General features: G+C 36.1%; 20 protein-coding genes and 1 pseudogene. 9 read left to right on the plus strand and 12 right to left on the minus strand.

Features of this window, described 5'->3' with window-relative positions:
• Positions 1 to 3: 3 nt before the first annotated feature.
• The 8 genes from NBT05_RS09790 to NBT05_RS09825 all read left to right on the plus strand — a co-directional run bounded on the left by NBT05_RS09790 (position 4) and on the right by NBT05_RS09825 (position 8,111).
• Positions 4 to 1,002, plus strand: a complete 999-nt coding sequence (locus NBT05_RS09790) for a hypothetical protein (protein ID WP_265769685.1) — start codon at positions 4 to 6, stop codon at positions 1,000 to 1,002.
• Positions 990 to 2,117 (plus strand): hypothetical protein, encoded by a 1,128-nt coding sequence (locus NBT05_RS09795; RefSeq protein WP_265769686.1) that lies wholly within the window; start codon positions 990 to 992, stop codon positions 2,115 to 2,117. Before NBT05_RS09790 ends, NBT05_RS09795 begins: the two co-directional genes overlap by 13 nt.
• Positions 2,117 to 3,112: a Gfo/Idh/MocA family protein gene (locus tag NBT05_RS09800; RefSeq protein WP_265769687.1), complete on the plus strand. Its 996-nt coding sequence runs from the start codon at positions 2,117 to 2,119 to the stop codon at positions 3,110 to 3,112. Before NBT05_RS09795 ends, NBT05_RS09800 begins: the two co-directional genes overlap by 1 nt.
• Positions 3,103 to 3,966 carry a hypothetical protein gene (locus NBT05_RS09805; RefSeq protein WP_265769688.1) on the plus strand — a complete coding sequence of 288 codons (864 nt, stop codon included), beginning with the start codon at positions 3,103 to 3,105 and terminating at the stop codon, positions 3,964 to 3,966. Before NBT05_RS09800 ends, NBT05_RS09805 begins: the two co-directional genes overlap by 10 nt.
• Positions 3,938 to 5,395, plus strand: coding sequence for a YcaO-like family protein (locus NBT05_RS09810; RefSeq protein WP_265769689.1), 1,458 nt, complete (start codon positions 3,938 to 3,940; stop codon positions 5,393 to 5,395). Before NBT05_RS09805 ends, NBT05_RS09810 begins: the two co-directional genes overlap by 29 nt.
• A 330-nt stretch (positions 5,396 to 5,725) precedes the next feature.
• Positions 5,726 to 6,574 (plus strand): sugar phosphate isomerase/epimerase family protein, encoded by an 849-nt coding sequence (locus NBT05_RS09815; protein WP_265769690.1) that lies wholly within the window; start codon positions 5,726 to 5,728, stop codon positions 6,572 to 6,574.
• Positions 6,571 to 7,830 (plus strand): glycosyltransferase family 4 protein, encoded by a 1,260-nt coding sequence (locus NBT05_RS09820; protein WP_265769691.1) that lies wholly within the window; start codon positions 6,571 to 6,573, stop codon positions 7,828 to 7,830. Before NBT05_RS09815 ends, NBT05_RS09820 begins: the two co-directional genes overlap by 4 nt.
• A 53-nt stretch (positions 7,831 to 7,883) precedes the next feature.
• Positions 7,884 to 8,111 (plus strand): hypothetical protein, encoded by a 228-nt coding sequence (locus NBT05_RS09825; RefSeq protein ID WP_265769692.1) that lies wholly within the window; start codon positions 7,884 to 7,886, stop codon positions 8,109 to 8,111.
• 2 nt (positions 8,112 to 8,113) lie between these two features.
• Here the strand turns inward: NBT05_RS09825 and NBT05_RS09830 are convergent, their stop codons facing one another.
• Both NBT05_RS09830 and NBT05_RS09835 read right to left on the minus strand, forming a co-directional pair.
• Positions 8,114 to 8,422 carry a helix-turn-helix domain-containing protein gene (locus tag NBT05_RS09830; RefSeq protein WP_265769693.1) on the minus strand — a complete coding sequence of 103 codons (309 nt, stop codon included), beginning with the start codon at positions 8,420 to 8,422 and terminating at the stop codon, positions 8,114 to 8,116.
• A 105-nt stretch (positions 8,423 to 8,527) separates the two neighbouring features.
• A pseudogene (locus NBT05_RS09835) lies at positions 8,528 to 8,662 on the minus strand (type II toxin-antitoxin system RelE/ParE family toxin); the annotation flags it as partial.
• A 319-nt stretch (positions 8,663 to 8,981) separates the two neighbouring features.
• On the opposite strand from NBT05_RS09835, the gene NBT05_RS09840 reads away from it, so the two are divergent.
• Positions 8,982 to 9,749 carry a PIG-L deacetylase family protein gene (locus NBT05_RS09840; protein WP_265769694.1) on the plus strand — a complete coding sequence of 256 codons (768 nt, stop codon included), beginning with the start codon at positions 8,982 to 8,984 and terminating at the stop codon, positions 9,747 to 9,749.
• 14 nt (positions 9,750 to 9,763) lie between these two features.
• Here the strand turns inward: NBT05_RS09840 and NBT05_RS09845 are convergent, their stop codons facing one another.
• The 10 genes from NBT05_RS09845 to trpD all read right to left on the minus strand — a co-directional run bounded on the left by NBT05_RS09845 (position 9,764) and on the right by trpD (position 18,847).
• A complete protein-coding gene (locus NBT05_RS09845; RefSeq protein ID WP_265769695.1) occupies positions 9,764 to 11,104 on the minus strand; it encodes a DUF2130 domain-containing protein in 1,341 nt (446 codons plus the stop codon).
• 344 nt (positions 11,105 to 11,448) lie between these two features.
• A complete protein-coding gene (locus tag NBT05_RS09850; protein WP_265769696.1) occupies positions 11,449 to 12,165 on the minus strand; it encodes a hypothetical protein in 717 nt (238 codons plus the stop codon).
• Between the two features lie 96 nt (positions 12,166 to 12,261).
• Positions 12,262 to 13,023, minus strand: coding sequence for a tryptophan synthase subunit alpha (trpA, locus tag NBT05_RS09855; protein WP_265769697.1), 762 nt, complete (start codon positions 13,021 to 13,023; stop codon positions 12,262 to 12,264).
• 70 nt (positions 13,024 to 13,093) lie between these two features.
• Positions 13,094 to 14,275: a tryptophan synthase subunit beta gene (gene trpB / locus NBT05_RS09860; RefSeq protein ID WP_265769698.1), complete on the minus strand. Its 1,182-nt coding sequence runs from the start codon at positions 14,273 to 14,275 to the stop codon at positions 13,094 to 13,096.
• A 3-nt stretch (positions 14,276 to 14,278) separates the two neighbouring features.
• The gene (locus NBT05_RS09865; RefSeq protein WP_265769699.1) at positions 14,279 to 14,923 is read right to left on the minus strand and encodes a hypothetical protein; all 645 of its coding nucleotides are present in this window, start codon (positions 14,921 to 14,923) and stop codon (positions 14,279 to 14,281) included.
• Positions 14,924 to 14,933: 10 nt separating this feature from the next.
• Complete coding sequence (locus NBT05_RS09870) at positions 14,934 to 15,674, minus strand: phosphoribosylanthranilate isomerase (protein ID WP_265769700.1); 741 nt, start codon at positions 15,672 to 15,674, stop codon at positions 14,934 to 14,936.
• 45 nt (positions 15,675 to 15,719) lie between these two features.
• Positions 15,720 to 16,244, minus strand: a complete 525-nt coding sequence (locus tag NBT05_RS09875; RefSeq protein WP_265769701.1) for a hypothetical protein — start codon at positions 16,242 to 16,244, stop codon at positions 15,720 to 15,722.
• 14 nt (positions 16,245 to 16,258) lie between these two features.
• Positions 16,259 to 17,041, minus strand: coding sequence for an indole-3-glycerol phosphate synthase TrpC (gene trpC, locus NBT05_RS09880; RefSeq protein WP_265769702.1), 783 nt, complete (start codon positions 17,039 to 17,041; stop codon positions 16,259 to 16,261).
• A complete protein-coding gene (locus NBT05_RS09885) occupies positions 17,038 to 17,685 on the minus strand; it encodes a GrpB family protein (RefSeq protein WP_265769703.1) in 648 nt (215 codons plus the stop codon). The genes trpC and NBT05_RS09885 overlap by 4 nt, the downstream gene beginning before the upstream one ends.
• Positions 17,686 to 17,854: 169 nt before the next feature.
• Positions 17,855 to 18,847, minus strand: coding sequence for an anthranilate phosphoribosyltransferase (gene trpD, locus NBT05_RS09890; RefSeq protein ID WP_265769704.1), 993 nt, complete (start codon positions 18,845 to 18,847; stop codon positions 17,855 to 17,857).
• Between the last annotated feature and the right edge of the window lie 81 nt (positions 18,848 to 18,928).

The raw sequence follows: 18,928 nt of genomic DNA on the forward strand, positions 1-18,928 counted from the left end.
GCTATGAATATAGATGCTACATCAACAGTTGTAGCTAAGGAAGAGGTTTTAGATCATTTTAAAATTTCTTCCTTGTTCATACAACTACAGGACTTAAAACGACAACAGCCTTTAGGATATTCTTATTCTATTACCGAGCACCTTTTTATTGAGGGCTGGAACAGGATCATCAAAGGAGAAAATATAGAACAAGTAGCAGGCATCATTACTGCAAAGGCATTATTATCCATCACCTTCCCCGGGTTTGAATCAGGTTTCTTTAAAGAACTGGATCTAGAAAAAGACAAGGTAACTAATATTCTATATGGTGCCTTATACCAGTATATTAAAGAATATGAGATCAATAAAAACCTGGCGAATCTTTTAATTGATAGTTTACATCATGAATTAGGTTCAATTACCGAAGGAAGTATTACCGGATTTACTAAAAAATTAAAGACCGAAGCGTTTCAAGAGCAAGCGCCCTTTGTATATCAGCTAGTGAAACAACCCAGGGCAGGGGCAACTAACCCTAATTCCAGTAGAATGCTATTGCTACCACCAGAGTCGCATGCGGATCATTGCCTGGTCACAGCGGTATATTCAGTTTTATTAGCTCCTACGTATGAAGCTGATTTTGGTACATCCTTTTTAATTGCGATGAGCCATCATTTGCATAACGCAAGTTTACCGGACATGGGATATGCCGGAGAAATGGCGTTAGGAGATCATTTACAATTTATCCTGGATCAAAGCCGTAGAAAAGCATTGGCTGTGTTTCCTATGGAATTTCAGTTGAAAATCCTGGATGCCATTTATAAACATGAAGATATTTCGTTACCAGAAGGACAGGCAAGTGCCGCAGCAGATGTTTCGGATAGGGTTTTAGATATTTATTGGCGAATTAAAGCTACGAAGATTGATAAAAAACAGCTGTTGGACGACCTGGAATTAATTCATCCGGGACCCATACAACATTTTCAAAATAGCTTTATCCGGAGTTTGCAGTTATGGAACAGATAATCCATATTAAAAGCCCTAAAACAGGAAAAGAGCTCTGGCAAGTTAGCGCCAATCTATTTACTGATGGAGAAGTGGAGTATCCTTATATTGACCGTATTTTATACATCCGGGATCAACCAAAATACAGGGATCAGGCAGTTGCACTATTAAAAGAAGATAAAATAACCGAGGCAACTGCTCTTTTACTAAGGGATCAAGATGCTTTTTCAAAACAAACGGCTCCAGATGTAAAAACGATTTGTGGTTTTTTAAAGGAAACCCCAACTTCACTGGCAGATGCTATGCAGTTCCTTAATTATGGACCAGTCGCTGATTATTTTAACGCTCGGTGGAGTAGCCCGACCTTTGTTTCAGGTTTGGCATTGATGCAACATATTTTAGATAAAAATAAAAAACACGTAGAGGTTGCTTGTGGTATCGGGCAGTTTTTAAAAATTGCTGAAAATAACCAGGTTCAGACGGTAGGAATGGATGTAGTTTTCTCTAAACTTTGGTTAGGGCGAAACTATCTAGGGCTAAAAGGAATATTAATTTGTACGGATATCAATGAAAATTATGAAATTACGATTGATCAACCCGTTTCTGCTCTCTGTCAGGATGCTTTATACTTTTTAGAACATAAAAATCAGGTTTTACAAAAAATCCGAAGCTTTTCCCAGTATACAACGGTAGCGGTAGGGCATTGCCATACGGATAAAGAGTTGGAGTACCCGAATGGTTTTCCGTTATCTTATGAACAGTACAAAGCCTTGATAACCAGAGAAAGTATTTGGATTACGGATCAAACCCTAATTAAAGCCTGGTTACAGGATTTAAAAATTGAAGAAAGTAACCATCCGGAAGTCTTGCAAAACGCAAAAGCTTTATCCTGGATAGAAGGAAGGATAAACGAAACTATTTTTCCGCTAACTCCGCCAGAAGCTCTACGGGTGAACCCATTATTGTCTTCTTCGGATTTTAAAGTAGAATGGCCTTCTGAAAGTTATAAAAAAGAATATGTTAAAGACTACGCTTACTTACTGGATACAGCTTCAAAACTGGATACGGCGGTAGATCTTTTTCAAGATAAACAACATTATTATAAAAATCGAATTTTAATAGAAACCACAGTATAATGAATACTTCTGTACGATTAGCAATTATTGGTTTCGGCTGGGTGGCACAGGATTATTTTTATCCGGCATTACAGCAAGTAGACGGTATGCAATTGGTTGCTATTTGTGATCCGTATACCCCTAAAGATTTAATTCCTGAAGGGGTCAATCTATACCGAAGTTTAGACCAAATGTTGGAAGATGAAAAGTTAGATGCTGTTTATATTGCTACCCCTAATAATCTACACGCCCGGCAGATTGCAGCCTGTACGCAACGACAACTTGCTATTTTATGCGAAAAACCTTTGGCGGCTAGCCTGGAAGACGCTTACCGAATATTAGAAAACGTTTCAAATGCTTCTATAACCTATCTATCCGCTTTTGATCAACGCTACCATCCGGCACATATTGCCATCAGGGATTTGATACAAAAAGGTAAAATAGGACAAGTTATCCAGGTACGTATTGATTATGCTTGCTGGTTAGATAAGGAATGGGCAGCTAACAACTGGCGTATCGATATGAACCAGGCTGGGGGTGGCGCTATAATTGACTTAGCTCCCCACGGAATGGATTTGGTTGAATATATCTTAAATCAGGAAATTGAAAAAATACAGGTATTGTTCCAAAGTTTGATTCAGGATTATGAAGTAGATGATGGCGGAGTGTTGAATTTCCAAACAGACGGGGGCGTGATCGGAAACTCACTAGTTGCTTATAACCGTAAAGAATCACTTCCGCGAAGACGGCTGGAATTTATAGGCACTCAAGGCATTTTATTAGCTGAAAATACGATGGGTCAGGATCCGGGTGGCACTTTACATTATATCAATGCAGAAGATGGTTCTCAAACACAAATTGAGTTTGATCAGCAGGCATCTCCTTTTACCCGTCAGGTTGAACATTTTAGGGATTGTATTTTAGAAAAAGAAGAAGTATGTAAAACCGTAGCACAAGATGTCAGGTTATTTGAACTGGTCATGAATTCGTTAAAAAAGGAGAATATATGTCTTTAACCCATTATGCATGTACCCACTGTGGAGGTTGGATTTTATGGTTTGATACTCAGGAACCTTTGTATTGTGCTAATTGTATGGACGTACGGAACGCCTTACCTAATGAAGCCTTTAGTTATATTCATATTGATCAGGCTAAGGGTAATTATAAAACCTATCATAGAAAACATAATGACCAATTTTACGAATTCTGGACTGAACCTCAATTGGGCTTAGGTTCGCACGGATGGCTGATCTTACATCCGCAAGGAAATATTGCCTACGAAGCTGCTCCGTTTTATGATCAGGAGTCCTTACAATTTACACAATCTTTGGGCGGAATTAAATATCTGGCTGCCTCACATCCGCACGGATATGGTGCCTTATGGCAACTACAGGAAGCTTTTGATCCTATGCTGATGATTCATAAAGATGATTTACAACATACCAAAGCTTTCAAGGTGACCCAACCTATGGATGACCATTTGGAACTGAACGGTAATTTTATTTTTGATCGGTTAGGCGGACATTATGACGGGCAAACTTCGCTGTATGTAAAAGATCAGCAGTTATTTTTTATCGGGGATGCCTTAAAAATTGAATTCGAAAATGAGAAACCAGTAGCTTTAAGTTGTCATAAGGGTTTTCATTATAGCATCCCACTAACCCTTGAAGAACTAAAAAAATACATCGAAATCTTTAGCCGGTATGATTTTCAAAGTGTCATCACCCCTTTTGAGCTGGGACATCCGATCGACCAACAGACCGCAGTTTTATTATTTAAACATTTGATTGAAATCGGGCCACATACCCAACCCGTACCTATTCACACATTAAAAGAAAAATATGTTAGAAAAAGCACTACAACTATATAAAGAACATTTACCCGAAGGCTATCTGGAAAACTTTAGGATCGATAGCATAGACCATTTAGGGGTTCCTATTTATGATACCACTCTATATACCGATCAGGGGAAAGATATGTTTAACGGAGTGGGTTACGGTAAAACTCCGGTCGAAGCCGAAATCGGAGCCTTTGGAGAATTATATGAAGGATATTACAACACCAAAAACGTAAAAAATCTTTCTAAAAAAGAAGCTTCATATCGTGAAATGATTACTGAATTTGGAGAGAAAAATATAATTGATCCGCTTACCCTGGTTTTGTCAGCAGGTTCTACCTATAGTCCTGAATTACCTCTGCAATGGACACAAATCCAGCATTGGACAACAAAGAAAAGTGTGTGGGTTCCCGTAGAATTTATAAGTAATCGAAACGGCGATACGTATTATGACAATCAGTTAATCCGATCGATTACCAATGGTTGCGGAGCAGGAGATACCTGGGAAAGAGCCGTTTTACATGGAGTATTGGAATTACTACAACGGGATGGGAATGCAGACAGTTTTAGGGCTTTGGATAAAGGAAAAGTGATTGAACTGGATCAGGTAGATGAAGAAGTTAAAGAATTATTACAAGATTTACGTAGCAAAGGATTAGAAGTTATCCCAAAATTGGCCCGGATTACTGCAGGTTGCATAAGTGTATATGCCGTAGGCCTAGATTCTTCTCAGGAAGACTTTTCCTTAAGTGCAGCGGCTTGCGGAGAAGCGGCAGACCCAAGTTATAACGTAGCCCTACGAAAAGCCATTCTGGAATGTGCTTCTTCACATACCCGAAAATTATTTGCCCATAGTCCGTACCAGCGTAAAAAGCAAATTGTACCAGAAGGGTACTGGGAACGTAATGTGGAAGCAATTAATTTGGACAGCGAAGAAAATCGGGCTTTAAAAGCAATGACCAACTGGATTTCTTCGGATAAAAAATATATTGAAGAATTACTTCAAGATACAGTGTATAGCCAAAAAGAAACCGTAAAAGCCTCTTCTTTACCTGATTTTAAATTTGATAATTTAAAAGATAAACTGGAATATGTTATTTCTAAATTAAAAGAAGAAGATTTGGAAGTGTACTATTTACCTTGTACTTCTGAAGATGCCCCTATCAAAGTGGCAAAAGTAGTAATTCCAGGTATCGAAATGGAATTGGGGAGTTACCATCGTATTGGATATCGGGGTATCAAACGACTATTAGAAGAGAATAGTGAATTGATTAGTAATACACCGGGAGAAGGAAAGTTACAAATACTAGTATCGCAAGAACAGCAAATTGCATTAGGGCAACCGTATTTCCTGGAAGTAAATAAACTAGACGAAATCATTGATCCATTATATCCTTTGTATCGCGAACCTACGGCAAACGCTGCACCTTTAGCATTGGAGACTAATTATTTTGATAATTAAAACGAGTTTGGTAAAAATGATGTGTAAAGTAACAGTTGAACGTTCCAAAGCAGCGCTTTGAAATCTTTTTTCATAAGTGTAAGATTTATTTTGCGTTAAAAATTTTTGAAGCCTTGGAAAAAATTTAGCAAAATGAATCTGGTTTTTGGTGAAGCCAAAAAACACCTTGAAAAAAGCGTCTTTTCTTTTGTTTCGATTTCTCTTGTATCCGACGAACGGAGTGAGAGGAATACATAGCAAAGAAAATGATAAAATGTTCTAGGTACTGAAACTTTTAATCTATTGAAAATGAAGATTTTAATTAAAAATTAGATTTAAAAAAATTAAACTATGGCGTTACGCTATGCATATAATACTAACGGATGTAACAATCACCGGCTTTATGATGCTTTGGATTTAATTGCCGAAGCAGGCTACAGCGGTATTGCCTTAACCCTAGACTGGCATCATTTGGATCCGTTTGCTGATAATTGGGAAATTCAAACGCAAAAATTAAAGAGACGCCTGGACGAATTAGGATTAGGAAGTGTGATTGAAACCGGTGCACGGTTTCTACTAAACCCAAAACAAAAACATGAACCAACGCTGATCAACCCAACTCAAGAGGGAAGAGCTTACCGGGTTCGGTTTTTAAAAAGGGCTGTATACATTGCAAAAATATTAGAAAGTGAAACCGTTTCCTTTTGGGCAGGAGTTTTATCTGATGATGTTAGTAAAGAAGAGGGCTTAAGTTACTTAAAAGAAGGAATTACCGAAGTAGCCAAGTATGCATCAGAACAAGGTGTAGTAATTTCTGTAGAACCAGAACCAGGAATGTTAGTAGAAACCATTGCAGATTATCATCAGCTAATCAAAGACATCCCATACCCTATAAAATTAGCTTTGGATATCGGACATGTTTGGGTGACCGGAGAAATGGAACCTATAGAAGTTATTAAAGAACACGCAGCAAACGCAGGTACCATTAGTATTGAAGGAATGCAAAAAGGAATTCACGTACACCTTCCTTTAAACCAAGGCGATATGGATGTAGTAGGAATTGTAAAAAAATTAGAAGAAATGAAGTACCCAAACCTGGTTTGTGTAGAATTATCCCGTGAAGGTCATCGTGCACATTTGGCTATCACTGAAAGTATGCAGTTTTTAATGGAAATAGCATCTAAACAAATAGAGGTATGAGAATATGTTTTGTATCCCGAAGGTATTTTCCGGCTATTTCCGGAATGAGTATTTATGCCCAAAATTTGACAAAACACCTGGCGGAACTGGGACACGAAGTCGTGATGATCAGTCAGTACCGCGAAGATAAAGAGGGGGTTTATATCTACGGGGGCGGACCTCCACCGGTAGAAAACTGGATGAAAACCTATGGCTTACGTTCGCTAGGCGAAGAAGTTACCGGGCAGGACGAACCGGCAGATTTTGAACGGGATATGAAAGAAATGATCGATACTGCGCTTAAACTACATCAAGAAGAACCCTTTGACCTAGTACACGCCCAATATATGTATCCAACGGGCCTGGCAGCCCTAGAAATCAGCAAACAATTAGATATCCCAAATGTAGTTTCGATTCAAGGGGGTGACGGGCATTGGGTAGGTACCTGTTGCAGTACCCATAAGCATGCGATTGATGCGGTATTACAACACGCGATGAGTTTAATTATTGGGTGTGATAGTTTCGCCAGAGAGGTTAGCGAACGTCATGACATTCCGATAGACCGTTTTACCATTATTTCCGGGGCAGTGGATTTGGATCGATTTACTACGGTAGCAAAAGATCCGGATCGTAAACGAAATAAATTGTTATACCATGGTCGAGTTGATAGCCGTAAAGGAGCCTTGGACTTAGTGTACGCCTGTGATATTTTACGAAAGCGAAACATTGATTTTCATCTGACTATTTCCGGTATCGGACCGGATTTGGATGCCTCCCGAGAGTTGGTTGAAAAATTAAAAATGAACGATCAGGTTTCCTTTTTAGGTAGGGTAGGATATAGCGAAGTAAATAAAGTATACCAGGATCAGGATATTTTTGTATCCCCCTCGTATGCCGAAGGATTCTCCAATACAATTCTGGAAGCTATGGCCACCAAACTTCCTATTGTTGCTACGGAGGTAGTAGGTATCCAGGATTGCCTGGAACACAATGTGAATGCACTTCTTTGCCAACCTGGAAATCACAAGGCTCTGGCAGATTGTATCGAGAAATTATTAAAAGATCATCAATTACAGGATCGATTATTAGAAAGAGCTTATACGGATGTGATGGAGAAATATTCCTGGAAGGTGGTGGTCAAGAAAGTCGAAAAAGAGTACCAACGGGTACTAACCCAAAAAGTAGATACGAATTGGGATCAGCTTTACGAAATTGCAGACGAACGTGAAGATGCGGATTTAAGTTGTCGTTTTAGGAAAGTGCCGCATTTGTTGTAGGATGTATAAAGAATATAACGGAATATTTGTAAATTTAAATAAATTATAGGATTATGAAATCTGTTACAGTTCAACTTTCAGACTTTGAATATAGTCAATTAGGATTAAGTAAAAGTACTATACCTTTTTCTGAACTGATTGAAATTATCGGAAAGAAAATTACAAAACAAACCTTGGAAAAAAGTGTTCAATTAGCGAATCAATACGGACTTTCAAAAATGACAATGGAAGAGATTGACAAAGAAGTTAGAACTGTCCGGAATGCAAATAATAATACTTAATATTACTCAAAGCGTATAGAGATATCTAACTGACCGCCTAAACCTTTATCAATAATACGTTGTAAGGTAGAAAATCTAATATCTTTTAAATTTCTTTCTAGTTTTGAAATATATGATTTATTTGTTCCCGCCAGTTCTGCCAGTTGTTCCTGAGTAAGTCCTTGTTTCTCTCTCGCTTGCTGAATTAATACGCCAATTTTAAAAGTTTTATAATCAGTTTCAAAATCTTTTCTTGCTTCTGTTCCTTTTACACCTACTTCTTCATTTATAAATTGATCAAGACTGGTCAAATTTTTATTCTCTATCTTCATAATATTCTCTTTTAATTCGTTCTGCACGTTCGATCTCTTTTTTACTGGTTTTTTGGTTTTCTTTTGATAACCCTGACAAATAACTACTATGTTGTCCAAGTCGAAAAAGCAAAAAACTCTAAAAATATTATTTCCTACTTGCACTTTGATTTCATATAGTCCACTAGTGTTTTTAAGGTGCTTTAAATAGGTCTCAGGAATTTTATCTAGTTCCTCAATTACTTGTAAGGTCCAGAGTATTTTGTATTTTACTTTCTCATTTTATGCTTTATAAAATACTTTGAAATAATCTTTGAAAAAATAAAGTTCCCTTTTTTTAATCATATAGTAAATATAATAAATGTAGTCTTATTGGACTACATTTTAAAGTTAATTATAAGAGTAGAACGGTATAGGTTTAATGTTAAATACTTTGTATAAGTAGTATTTATACCATTTCATTTACGGAAAAAATAACCGATATATTCTTAAGTTTTTAATTGTTTAATAAAGTACATCCCCTAAAAACAATTCAACTATATTTTGCAAGTAAATAATTTTATCAAAAGTTAAACTTACAATGAATATTCTTGCTATTTCTCCTCATTTGGATGATGCGGTATTTTCCGTTGGGGGTCTTTTACATAAAGCAGTAAAGAAAGGCTGGGATTGTTCGGTAATTACTTGTTTTACGGAATCTGTTTTACATCCTACTGGTTTTGCTTTACAGTGTCAAACGGATAAAGGTTTGGCCATAGAAGTGGATTATATGAAATTGCGAAGGCAAGAGGATAAAGAAGCCTGTAAACTTTTAGGTTTGGATTATCAATGGTTGTCATTTAAGGAAGCCCCACACCGGGGTTATATGGAACCGAAAGCTTTATTTCAACAACTATTACCAGAAGATACCATTCATCATGATTTGGAGAAGAAACTTAATACTATAATTTGTGAGAAAAAGCCGGACATAATTTTATTTCCTTACGGAATTGGAAATCATGTAGATCACCAACAGGTGGTGAAAGCTGTTAAAAACCTTAAACAGGAATTTCCCAAAATCCGTTTTTACCAGTGGTTTGATGAACCATATTATTCAAAAGTCACCAATTCTAAGGAATTTAAAGAACAAACTACACGATTTGAAATGGATAAAGAATTACTAAATATAAAAGCTTTAGAATTTAATGTAACCTCTGAATTTGAAGAGAAAGCCTTAGCTTGTAAAGCCTATACGTCTCAATTTAACTTTCAGTTTAAAGAAGAACGTTTACTGTATGAAGTTTTTGACTTCGCTAGAAATGATACTGGTTCAGGTTCAAGATATGTAGAACGTTTGGTTCAAAGTTAATAATATCTTTAACTTCAATCCATATCCAACGATAAGACCTCATCATCACCTTCATCTAATTCTAAAGCGGGAATACTTTGAATGGCACTTCCGGCAATTCCTTTAATGGAAGCGTGCATTCCGATGGCGTTGTTGATGACTTTGTCGATTTGTTTTTCACGCTGTTTCCAGATACGATTCATCGCGTTTTTTTCTTTTTGAAGGTCTAATTGCATTTGGGTAAAGCCTTCAACAATCCCTTCCATTTGCAAACGAAATTCGCTACTGGTTAAAAAATCGTACAATAACCCCATTTTATCCCCACGATTTTCCTGATTTTGTTTAATTCTACTCCATTGTACGATAGATTGGCGTAGGACAGCGCATAGACCTTTAAATTCTTCATAAGTACAAATCCAGATACCTTCCCTAAGTTCCATTCGATCCATATCTGACGGAGTTGCTTGAGTAACCAGAACCCCAATCGTTGCATTACGTTCCCGAAGGTCATTTTTAAACTTGTCAATCCAGCTGAATTGAAAGGTTTTGGTTCGTTTACTTTCATAGTAAATGATACCACAATTTACCTGTTCTCTAGTATTTACAACTTGTAAACAATCCGCGCCATTAACTCCCTTTTTAATTTCGTTAATAGTATCCAGAGGGAACTGAGAGGTTAGCCACTCTTCAATAGCTAATTCCATGGCTTCCCCTTGTAATTGCGTAGAGCCTTGTTCTTGTTTACGGCGCATTTCTTCCGTCAGGCTTTTTTGTTGGTCTAATTGTATTTGAAGTTCCTTTATTTTTAATTCGTGGCTTGCTGCTTCCTGTCGTTTGATCTTTTCTTTTGCTTCTTGTAATTGTAGGCTTAGTTCTTTTTGAGCTTCTAGTTTGGCAACCTCTGCAGCTTCGTTTTTTTCTCTTTTTAAACGTTCAATTTCGGCTTCCTTTTTTAATAAATCTTTTACCTTTTCGGATTTTTCTGCCAACTCTTCCTGCATTTCCCTTAATTGCTCCCGGCTATCTTCTGCTAATTTTGTTTTGATACGCAGCTCGATCTCTTCTCGATCTTTTTTACGTTGGTCTTCTAATTTTTGAGTAAATTCTGCGTACGCTTTTTTCTTACGCTCCTCAAATTCTTGTTGTTGTTTAAAGAAAGTAGCTTCCCGTAATTCCTGTTCTTTTTGTAATTCTTGTTCTTTTTCCTGCTGTTTTTTAGCAAGTGCAACTTCTTTCTCCCTTTGTTGCTGAATCAAAAGGTTTTTTTCTTTGATAAATTCTTGCCGCATACCTTCTTCAATCTGATGTTTCAGAATGTCATTGACATCAATTTGCGTAGCACAGTTCGGGCATTGTATCGTGGTACTATTATTCATAGCAAAACAAAATTCGGTTAAAACTACAAGATACTACGGCTCATTTAAAAAGCATAGTTTTTCCTGAAATTTCTGGAAAGATTCCGAATACTAACAATTAGAAATTAGTGGTGAAATTTTTGTGAAGATGATGTGGGAAAGGAATTTACGGTTTAGCTATGAACAGTACGAAAGTAAATTGGCGTTTACTTTCTGCTACGTATAAAGCAAAATCTTTTTATTTTTTCTTTTCCTTGTTTAAAGCTAAATCCCAAAGATTTTGCGGAAATCATAAAAATACACAAACCCTGCGATTAAGCCAGAAGTCCGTATTATTTATAGGTTGTATTGTGAGCAGTTTTTATTTAGAATTTGCTTATTACAAAAGGAAATTCTCTAATCCCTATCATTTCAGGATTTTGAGTATTATTAGTTTTTGCCAAAACTTCAATAGTAGTCAAAAACATTAATTCATTTATTTTCATTGTTTGTAGATGGTTTTGCCTACTCAAATGCCAATTTTTGCCAATTTGTAATAATGAACTAGAATAAATAAAATTCGATGCTTCTTCATTTAAACCACAAGCCAGACAAATTACTAATCCATTATCACAGTTTTTAACCTGCTCTAGGTAAAGTTCTTTTGACTTTTCCCGACTCAATGGGTTTCTAAAAGTTCCTCCATCACGAAATGTGGGTACTTTATTAGATAAATCTACCGTTTCAATATTTGATATTTTGCTTCTACAACTTTCAAGGATAATTATCTGTTTTTTAAAACTGAAATCCAACTGTCCCGCTTTAATGATTTCATTTTCATTTATTTGAAAAAGTTGATTATTTTCCTTAGTAGCACCATGACCAATAAGAACAACAACTCCAAATTCTTTTTCAGAATTTTTGGTTGCGGATTTTAAATCTTCGGTAGTAGGTTGGTTAAGAACTATAATTTCTTCTTTTTCGTAAGCTCCCCCGGATTTATCATTAAAAAAAGTCCAATATAATTTAGAAAACCTTTTAAAAAGTTCTGTTTGTACATCATTATGTGGGTGTCCAGTTATTATAAAAACTTTTCTTTCCATTTAGTCTATTCTGATTGATTCTGTAAATTGCTCACAACAAGTAAATAAACTTTACTAAGTGACAAATATCACTTTAGATATAATAGTAATCAAGTCTTATCGTATAGTTTCAATAAACTGTTTAATACTAGCTACCCCGTTATCTGTTAGATTTTTTATAAATGCCGAACCTATAATAGCTCCTTTTCCGGTTTTAGTGGCTTGCCGAAAGGTTTCGGCATCTTTAATACCAAAACCTACTACTTGTGGAGCTTTTAAATTCATATTGGCAATACGTTTAAAATAGGTCTCCTGGGTATTTCCAAAACCGGACGTACCACCAGTGACACTTGCTGAACTCACCATATAAATAAATCCGTTAGAAACACTATCAATAAATCGAATACGTTCTTCGGAAGTTTGTGGAGTGATCAGAAATACATTAATCAAACCGTATTTCTCAAAAGTGTCCTGGTAGTGTTCGTGATATTCATTTACTGGAAGGTCGGGGATAATTAGTCCGTCAATACCAATTTCCTGACATTTTTTACAAAAAGCTTCTACACCATATTGCATCATGGGATTAAAGTAGCCCATCATGATAAGCGGGATGGAAACTGTTTTCCGGATATCTTTTAATTGCTCAAAAAGAAGTTGGGTTGTCATTCCGTTTTTTAAAGCAGCGGTTGAACTTTCCTGAATGGTAGGCCCGTCAGCTAAGGGATCACTAAAAGGCAATCCGATTTCAATCATATCTACCCCGTTTTCTTCCAGGTCTTCAATAATTTTTTTGGTATCATGTAACGAAGGATATCCGGCGGTAAAATAAATGGATAATAACTTTTTGTCTTCGTTTAATTTTGTGTTTATTCTGTTCATTTGTCTTTGGTACAAAGTGTCAAGAATTAAGTACAAAGTATCATCTTAATATTTTGTACTTAATACATTATCAGAGTTTAAAATAATCAATATACGTATTCAAATCTTTATCTCCCCGTCCGGATAGGTTGATGACTACGATATCCTCAGGTTTAAATTTCTTGTCTTCAAAAATAGCCAGGGCATGAGAGGTTTCGATGGCTGGGATGATCCCTTCTAATTGCGATAATTCTAATCCGGCGGTCATAGCATCATCATCTGTTACCGAAAAGAACTCCCCACGCCCGGAACGGTGTAAATGCGAATGTAGCGGCCCTACACCCGGGTAATCCAATCCAGCTGAAATGGAATAGGGTTCGGTAATTTGTCCGTCAGGCGTTTGCATTAATAAGGTTTTGCATCCGTGGATAATCCCTTCTTTTCCTAATTGTGAAGTAGCGGCACTTTCGCCACTATCCACTCCTTTTCCAGCAGCTTCTACAGCAATAATCACAACGCTCGGCTCTTCTAAGAAATGGTAATAGGTGCCGGCAGCGTTACTACCTCCACCAATACAGGCTACCACGTAATCGGGTAGTTCTCTTCCTTCTTTTTCTTGTAACTGCCATTTAATCTCTTTAGATATAATAGACTGAAAACGGGTAACCATATCTGGGTAAGGATGCGGGCCAATGGCCGAACCGATAATATAATGTGTATCTACCGGGTTGTTAATCCAGTCCCGGATAGCTTCATTTGTAGCATCTTTAAGCGTTCTGCTTCCGGACATAGCCGGGCGAACTTCAGCACCAAGCATTTTCATTCGGGCGACATTGGGGGCTTGACGTTTGATATCAATAGCGCCCATATATACAATACATTCAATACCCATTAATGCGCAAACGGTAGCAGTGGCAACTCCGTGCTGACCCGCCCCGGTTTCGGCAATAATGCGGTTTTTACCTAGTTTTTTTGCCATTAAGATTTGACCAATCGTATTGTTGACTTTATGTGCTCCGGTATGGCAAAGGTCTTCACGTTTTAGGTATACTTTTGTCTTGTATTTTTCGGATAATCGTTTTGCGAAATATAATGGGGTGGGGCGGCCCACGTAATCTTTTAATAACTGATCGAACTCTTCCTGAAACGAAGGTTCGTTCATAATACGCAAATAATTAGCCCGTAATTCTTCTACATTAGGATATAACATTTCAGGAATATAGGCTCCGCCAAAATCCCCGTAATATCCTTTTTCATTTACATTATATGTCATAGCTTATTTTTTTAGATAGGGTTTTAAGTATTTACCAATACCAAATAAAATTCTGTCGGTATAATAGAGATAATCTTCGGGATTAGGTTTATTAGCAAGTACGTTTTCAGTAATCCAATCTTTATAATCTGAGATGGCTTTTGAATTCTGTTTACTAAAATGTTCGGAATAGGCATATTCTCCAGTGTTAGAAGTGTTTTGGTAATATTTAAAAGCCCTAAGAATATGTTGATCGATAATGGGCTCTTTATCAGGTGATTTCAGTTTTCTTCCGAATTGGTGAAAAATCTGCCCTGTTTTTTTACTTTTTTCATGATCCTTATTTAACAACCCGTTTATAATATGTTTTTCTTTTCCTAAATCCCCATTTTTCCATAACATAGAAAGCATCAGTTTTTCTCTTGGTGTCAATTTAAGATCATTACTCGAACCAATTAAAGAAGCTAGTTCCTGATTACTTTCATCTCTAAAGTAATCCAAATCTTCGTCATTAAATCGAAATGCAATCCTGGGGTATTTTTTGATATCGATAAAGTTTTTTTTGTCTAATTTATTCTTTAATTCTTTTTCCCAATCTTCTAACTGTTCGCAATTTGTAGATTTTTCTATAATCTTAAAAGATTCAATAATACATTCTTTAAATTCCATAGCTATCAAATCAAACCAAATCCCTACGAATATGGATATTAGTTAAAAAGTGTTTTACTTTATCTATATTTTTTAATCCGGGTTCGTCTTCCAGTTTACTATTTACATCAATGGCATAAATAGGTAAATTGGTTTTTAGTAACAATCGGATTTGGTCAATTTCATCTAATCCTATCCCACCACTTAGAATAAATGGAGTAGAAGACGGGTACTTGTTTAAAACCGTCCAGTCAAAGGTATATCCATTCCCTCCTTTTTCTTTGCCCTTGGTATCAAATAGAAAATAATCGACAATCCCTTCGTAAGCTTGTAAGCGGTCGAAGTTGAATTCATCTTTGATGGAGAAGACTTTCCACACTTCGACAGGCTCAGTGCTAGTACTTTCGACAGGTTTAGTACTAGTTTCTTTAACAAGGTTTGAGTAAATTGTTTTTGGGTGATTCGGTGGAGACCCCAAAGGTTTTGAAAACCTTTGGGGTCTTTTTAAATTACCATTTAATTTTTCTTTAAGTTGCTTGCAGTATTCTGGGGATTCGTTACCATGTAGTTGTACTGCAGCAAACTGATGTTTTTTTACTTTCTCTACAATAAATTCTATGGTTGCATCTACAAAAACTCCAACTTTTTTAATGTAAGCAGGGACATCAAGAATATTACCATCAAAATTTCTGGCGGATTTTTTATAGAAAATAAAACCCATATAATCTGGCTGTAGACTTGCTACGGCTTTGATATTTTCCGAATCTTTCATTCCGCAGATTTTGATTTTCATACTGGATAAACTAGGATATTAATTTTATTTAATAGAGTCTTTCTTAGCAATAAAACTATTTTTTTCGTCCTTTAATTTTAAAACATTATTCTCGATTACTTTCATGTTTTTACTTAAATATGCAACAGATTCTTTTAGTTTTTCAACTTCATCCTGTTCAATATAGTTTTTGTTCTGAGCTATAGTTATTACGGCAATTAAGGAAAGAACTGGTATTAGCGTTTGAATCCAGTTCTTTATTGTATTCCAAAGAATGTTATAATACTCTTTTAAATACTTATTACTTAATAGAGATGAATTTGCTTTGTCATGTGCTATGTAACCTTTAAAATTAACATCATAAAAGCTAATTTCCTTTTCCTCAATAAGTCTAGACGATAAAGCATACAATTCTACTTCTGTGCAGTTTAATTGTTTACACAAGTTATCAAAACTACAGGCATAGTTGTAATTATCAATAGGTTTGTTCGTAATGCTAGAAACTAATATTGGATTTATTTGTTTACATAAAATTGATAATAATTTATGTTGCTTTTTCAAAGTATTCATAATTAACCGCATGATTATTCCAATTCTTTTATAAATTGAGAAGCACTTGCTCCGGGATTTTCGGTTTTCATGAAGTTTTCACCAATTAAAAACCCCTGATAACCATAGGGTTTTAGTTCTTTAATAGCCTCAACACTGCTAATTCCACTTTCAGATACCTTTACAAAGTCATCCGGGATATGCGTGCTTAAATTTTTACTGACCTCAATACTAACTTCAAAAGTCTTTAGGTTCCGGTTATTGACACCTAACATATCTAATGAAGGCATTATAGATTTTTCTAGTTCTTCTAAATTATGAACTTCTAACAAAACATCTAGCGAAAGGCTTTTAGCAAACTCCGAAAACTTCTTGATTTCCTCACGAGTTAATACTGTGGCAATGAGTAGAATGACATCTGCTCCGTATGCTTTAGCCTCCAAAATTTGGTAAGTGTCTACGATAAATTCCTTACGTAGTAGTGGCATTTGGGTAGCAGCTCGAGCCAGCAGTAAATCGTCCAGCGAACCGCCAAAATACTTTCCATCGGTTAACACCGACATTCCGCATGCACCAGCAGTTTCATAATCCAGTGCTACATCCTGTACGCTTACTTTTTGGTTGATTACGGATTTAGAGGGAGACCTACGTTTATGTTCTGCGATAATACCCGTATCACTGTTTCGTAAAGCTTGTGCAAGTGAAGTTGTCTCTCTGTCAAATAAAACCGACTGCTCCAATTGTTTTACAGGTATCAAACTTTTCCGAAGGGCTACTTCTTTACGTTTATCTATTATTATTTTGTCTAGTATGTTCATTTATTTAATTCTGAATTCTGAATTCTGAATTCAGAATTATTTTGTTTTGCTAATTCGGTTACCTTTATGACAAAATCAGTTTTTCCTTTCTGAAAACTTCTTTTATCTTTAGAAAATCGAGAGGCTAATCTTAATTTTAAATCTTCGTACTCTCTTGCTATCTTTTCATTTTTTCTAAGATAATCCCTAAAATAGATTCTATCCCAAATTTGTGAATGAGTTTTAGGTGTCATGTGTACAAAGAACTTTTGACTATTCTTTCCATCCCTACAAAACCCTTTAGCAAAGATCATATATATAGGACCATATCCATCTTGCATACAATACTCATAACCTAAGGATTGCATATCTTTAATAACGGTCTCGTCGAAAAGTCGTTCTTCAGGTATATCAATTAGAATATCAATATAACCTTTTGAACTTAAGTTGGGTATGGAAGTACTACCAATATGTTCAATATCTAAAGCAATATCTTTACCTAATTTTTTTTCAATTATTAATTTTTCAGTTGAGAAAATAGTTACCCATTCGGATTGATAAGGTACCATTTTGATAGGAAATAAAGTTCCCCACTCTTCTACTGTTAATTCTTCTATTTTTTTTTCAGAGACATTCATTTTCGACGTATAAAATTCTGAATTCATAATTTATAATTCCGAATTGCTAAACTTCCAACTCCTTATAATTCATAATTTTTATCTTCAACTACCAACTACCAACTACCAACTACCAACTACCAACTACCAACTACCAACTACCAACTACCAACTACCAACTACCAATTACCAACTACCAACTACCAACTACCAACAACTATCTACTCAACTCCTGCACTCGCTGTAAAGCTTTTAATCCTTTTCCGGATAGCAGGGATTCTTTTGCTTTTTCGAAGCCTTGTTTTGGGGTTAAGCCTTCTACGGTTGCAATGGCAATACCAGCATTGGCACAAACTACATTGTTCTGTGCCTCCGTACCTTTTCCTTCTAAGATATTTAGAAAAATTCCGGCAGAGGCTTCAATGGTAGTTCCTCCGGCAATATCTTCCATTTGTAAAACCGGTACGCCAAAATCCTGAGGGGTTAACATCCCTTCGGTATGATTAGATATGGTTTTAGTACTTCCTGTCAAAGATATTTCATCATAGCCATCCAGCGCATGAACAATTGTGAAATTTTTATCCGTATTCTGATACAGGTATCCGTACATTCTGGCTAGTTCAAGGTTAAAAACACCTACCATCTGATTTTTTGGGAAAGCGGGATTCACCATAGGTCCCAGCATATTAAAAAACGTCTTAACCCCCAGTTCCCGCCGAATGGGGGCTACGTTTTTCATCGCCGGGTGAAACAATGGAGCGTGCAGTACACAAATTCCGGCTTTATCCATACTTCGTTTTAGAAATTCTTTATCATTACTAAATTTAATCCCTAAAAATTCCATTACATTTGAACTACCACAGGTTGAAGAAACCCCGTAATTACCATGCTTAGTCACCTTAACGCCCGCCCCGGCAGTTATAAAAGAAGACAAAGTGGAAATATTAAAAGTATCTTTTCCGTCACCACCCGTACCACAGAGGTCAATCGGATTGTATTCGTTTAAATCTACGGCCACACAAAGTTCTAACAACGCATCACGAAAGCCTTCTAATTCTTCAATCGTAATACTACGCATCATGTATACGGTAAGAAAAGATGCGATTTGACTTTGGTTATAGTCTCCTTTTGAAATATTAACCAAAACCTGTTTTGCTTCTTCTTTATCAATCGTTTCGTGGTTGATTAACCTGTTTAATAATTGTTTCATAATGCTTGTTTCTAAAATCTTTCCGCTTAAAGCGAAAGGAATTTTTACTTGGGTGTGATTGTGTTTTATTTTTTATTTAAG

The sequence above is a fragment of the Aquimarina sp. ERC-38 genome (assembly GCF_026222555.1).
Lineage (GTDB): Bacteria > Bacteroidota > Bacteroidia > Flavobacteriales > Flavobacteriaceae > Aquimarina.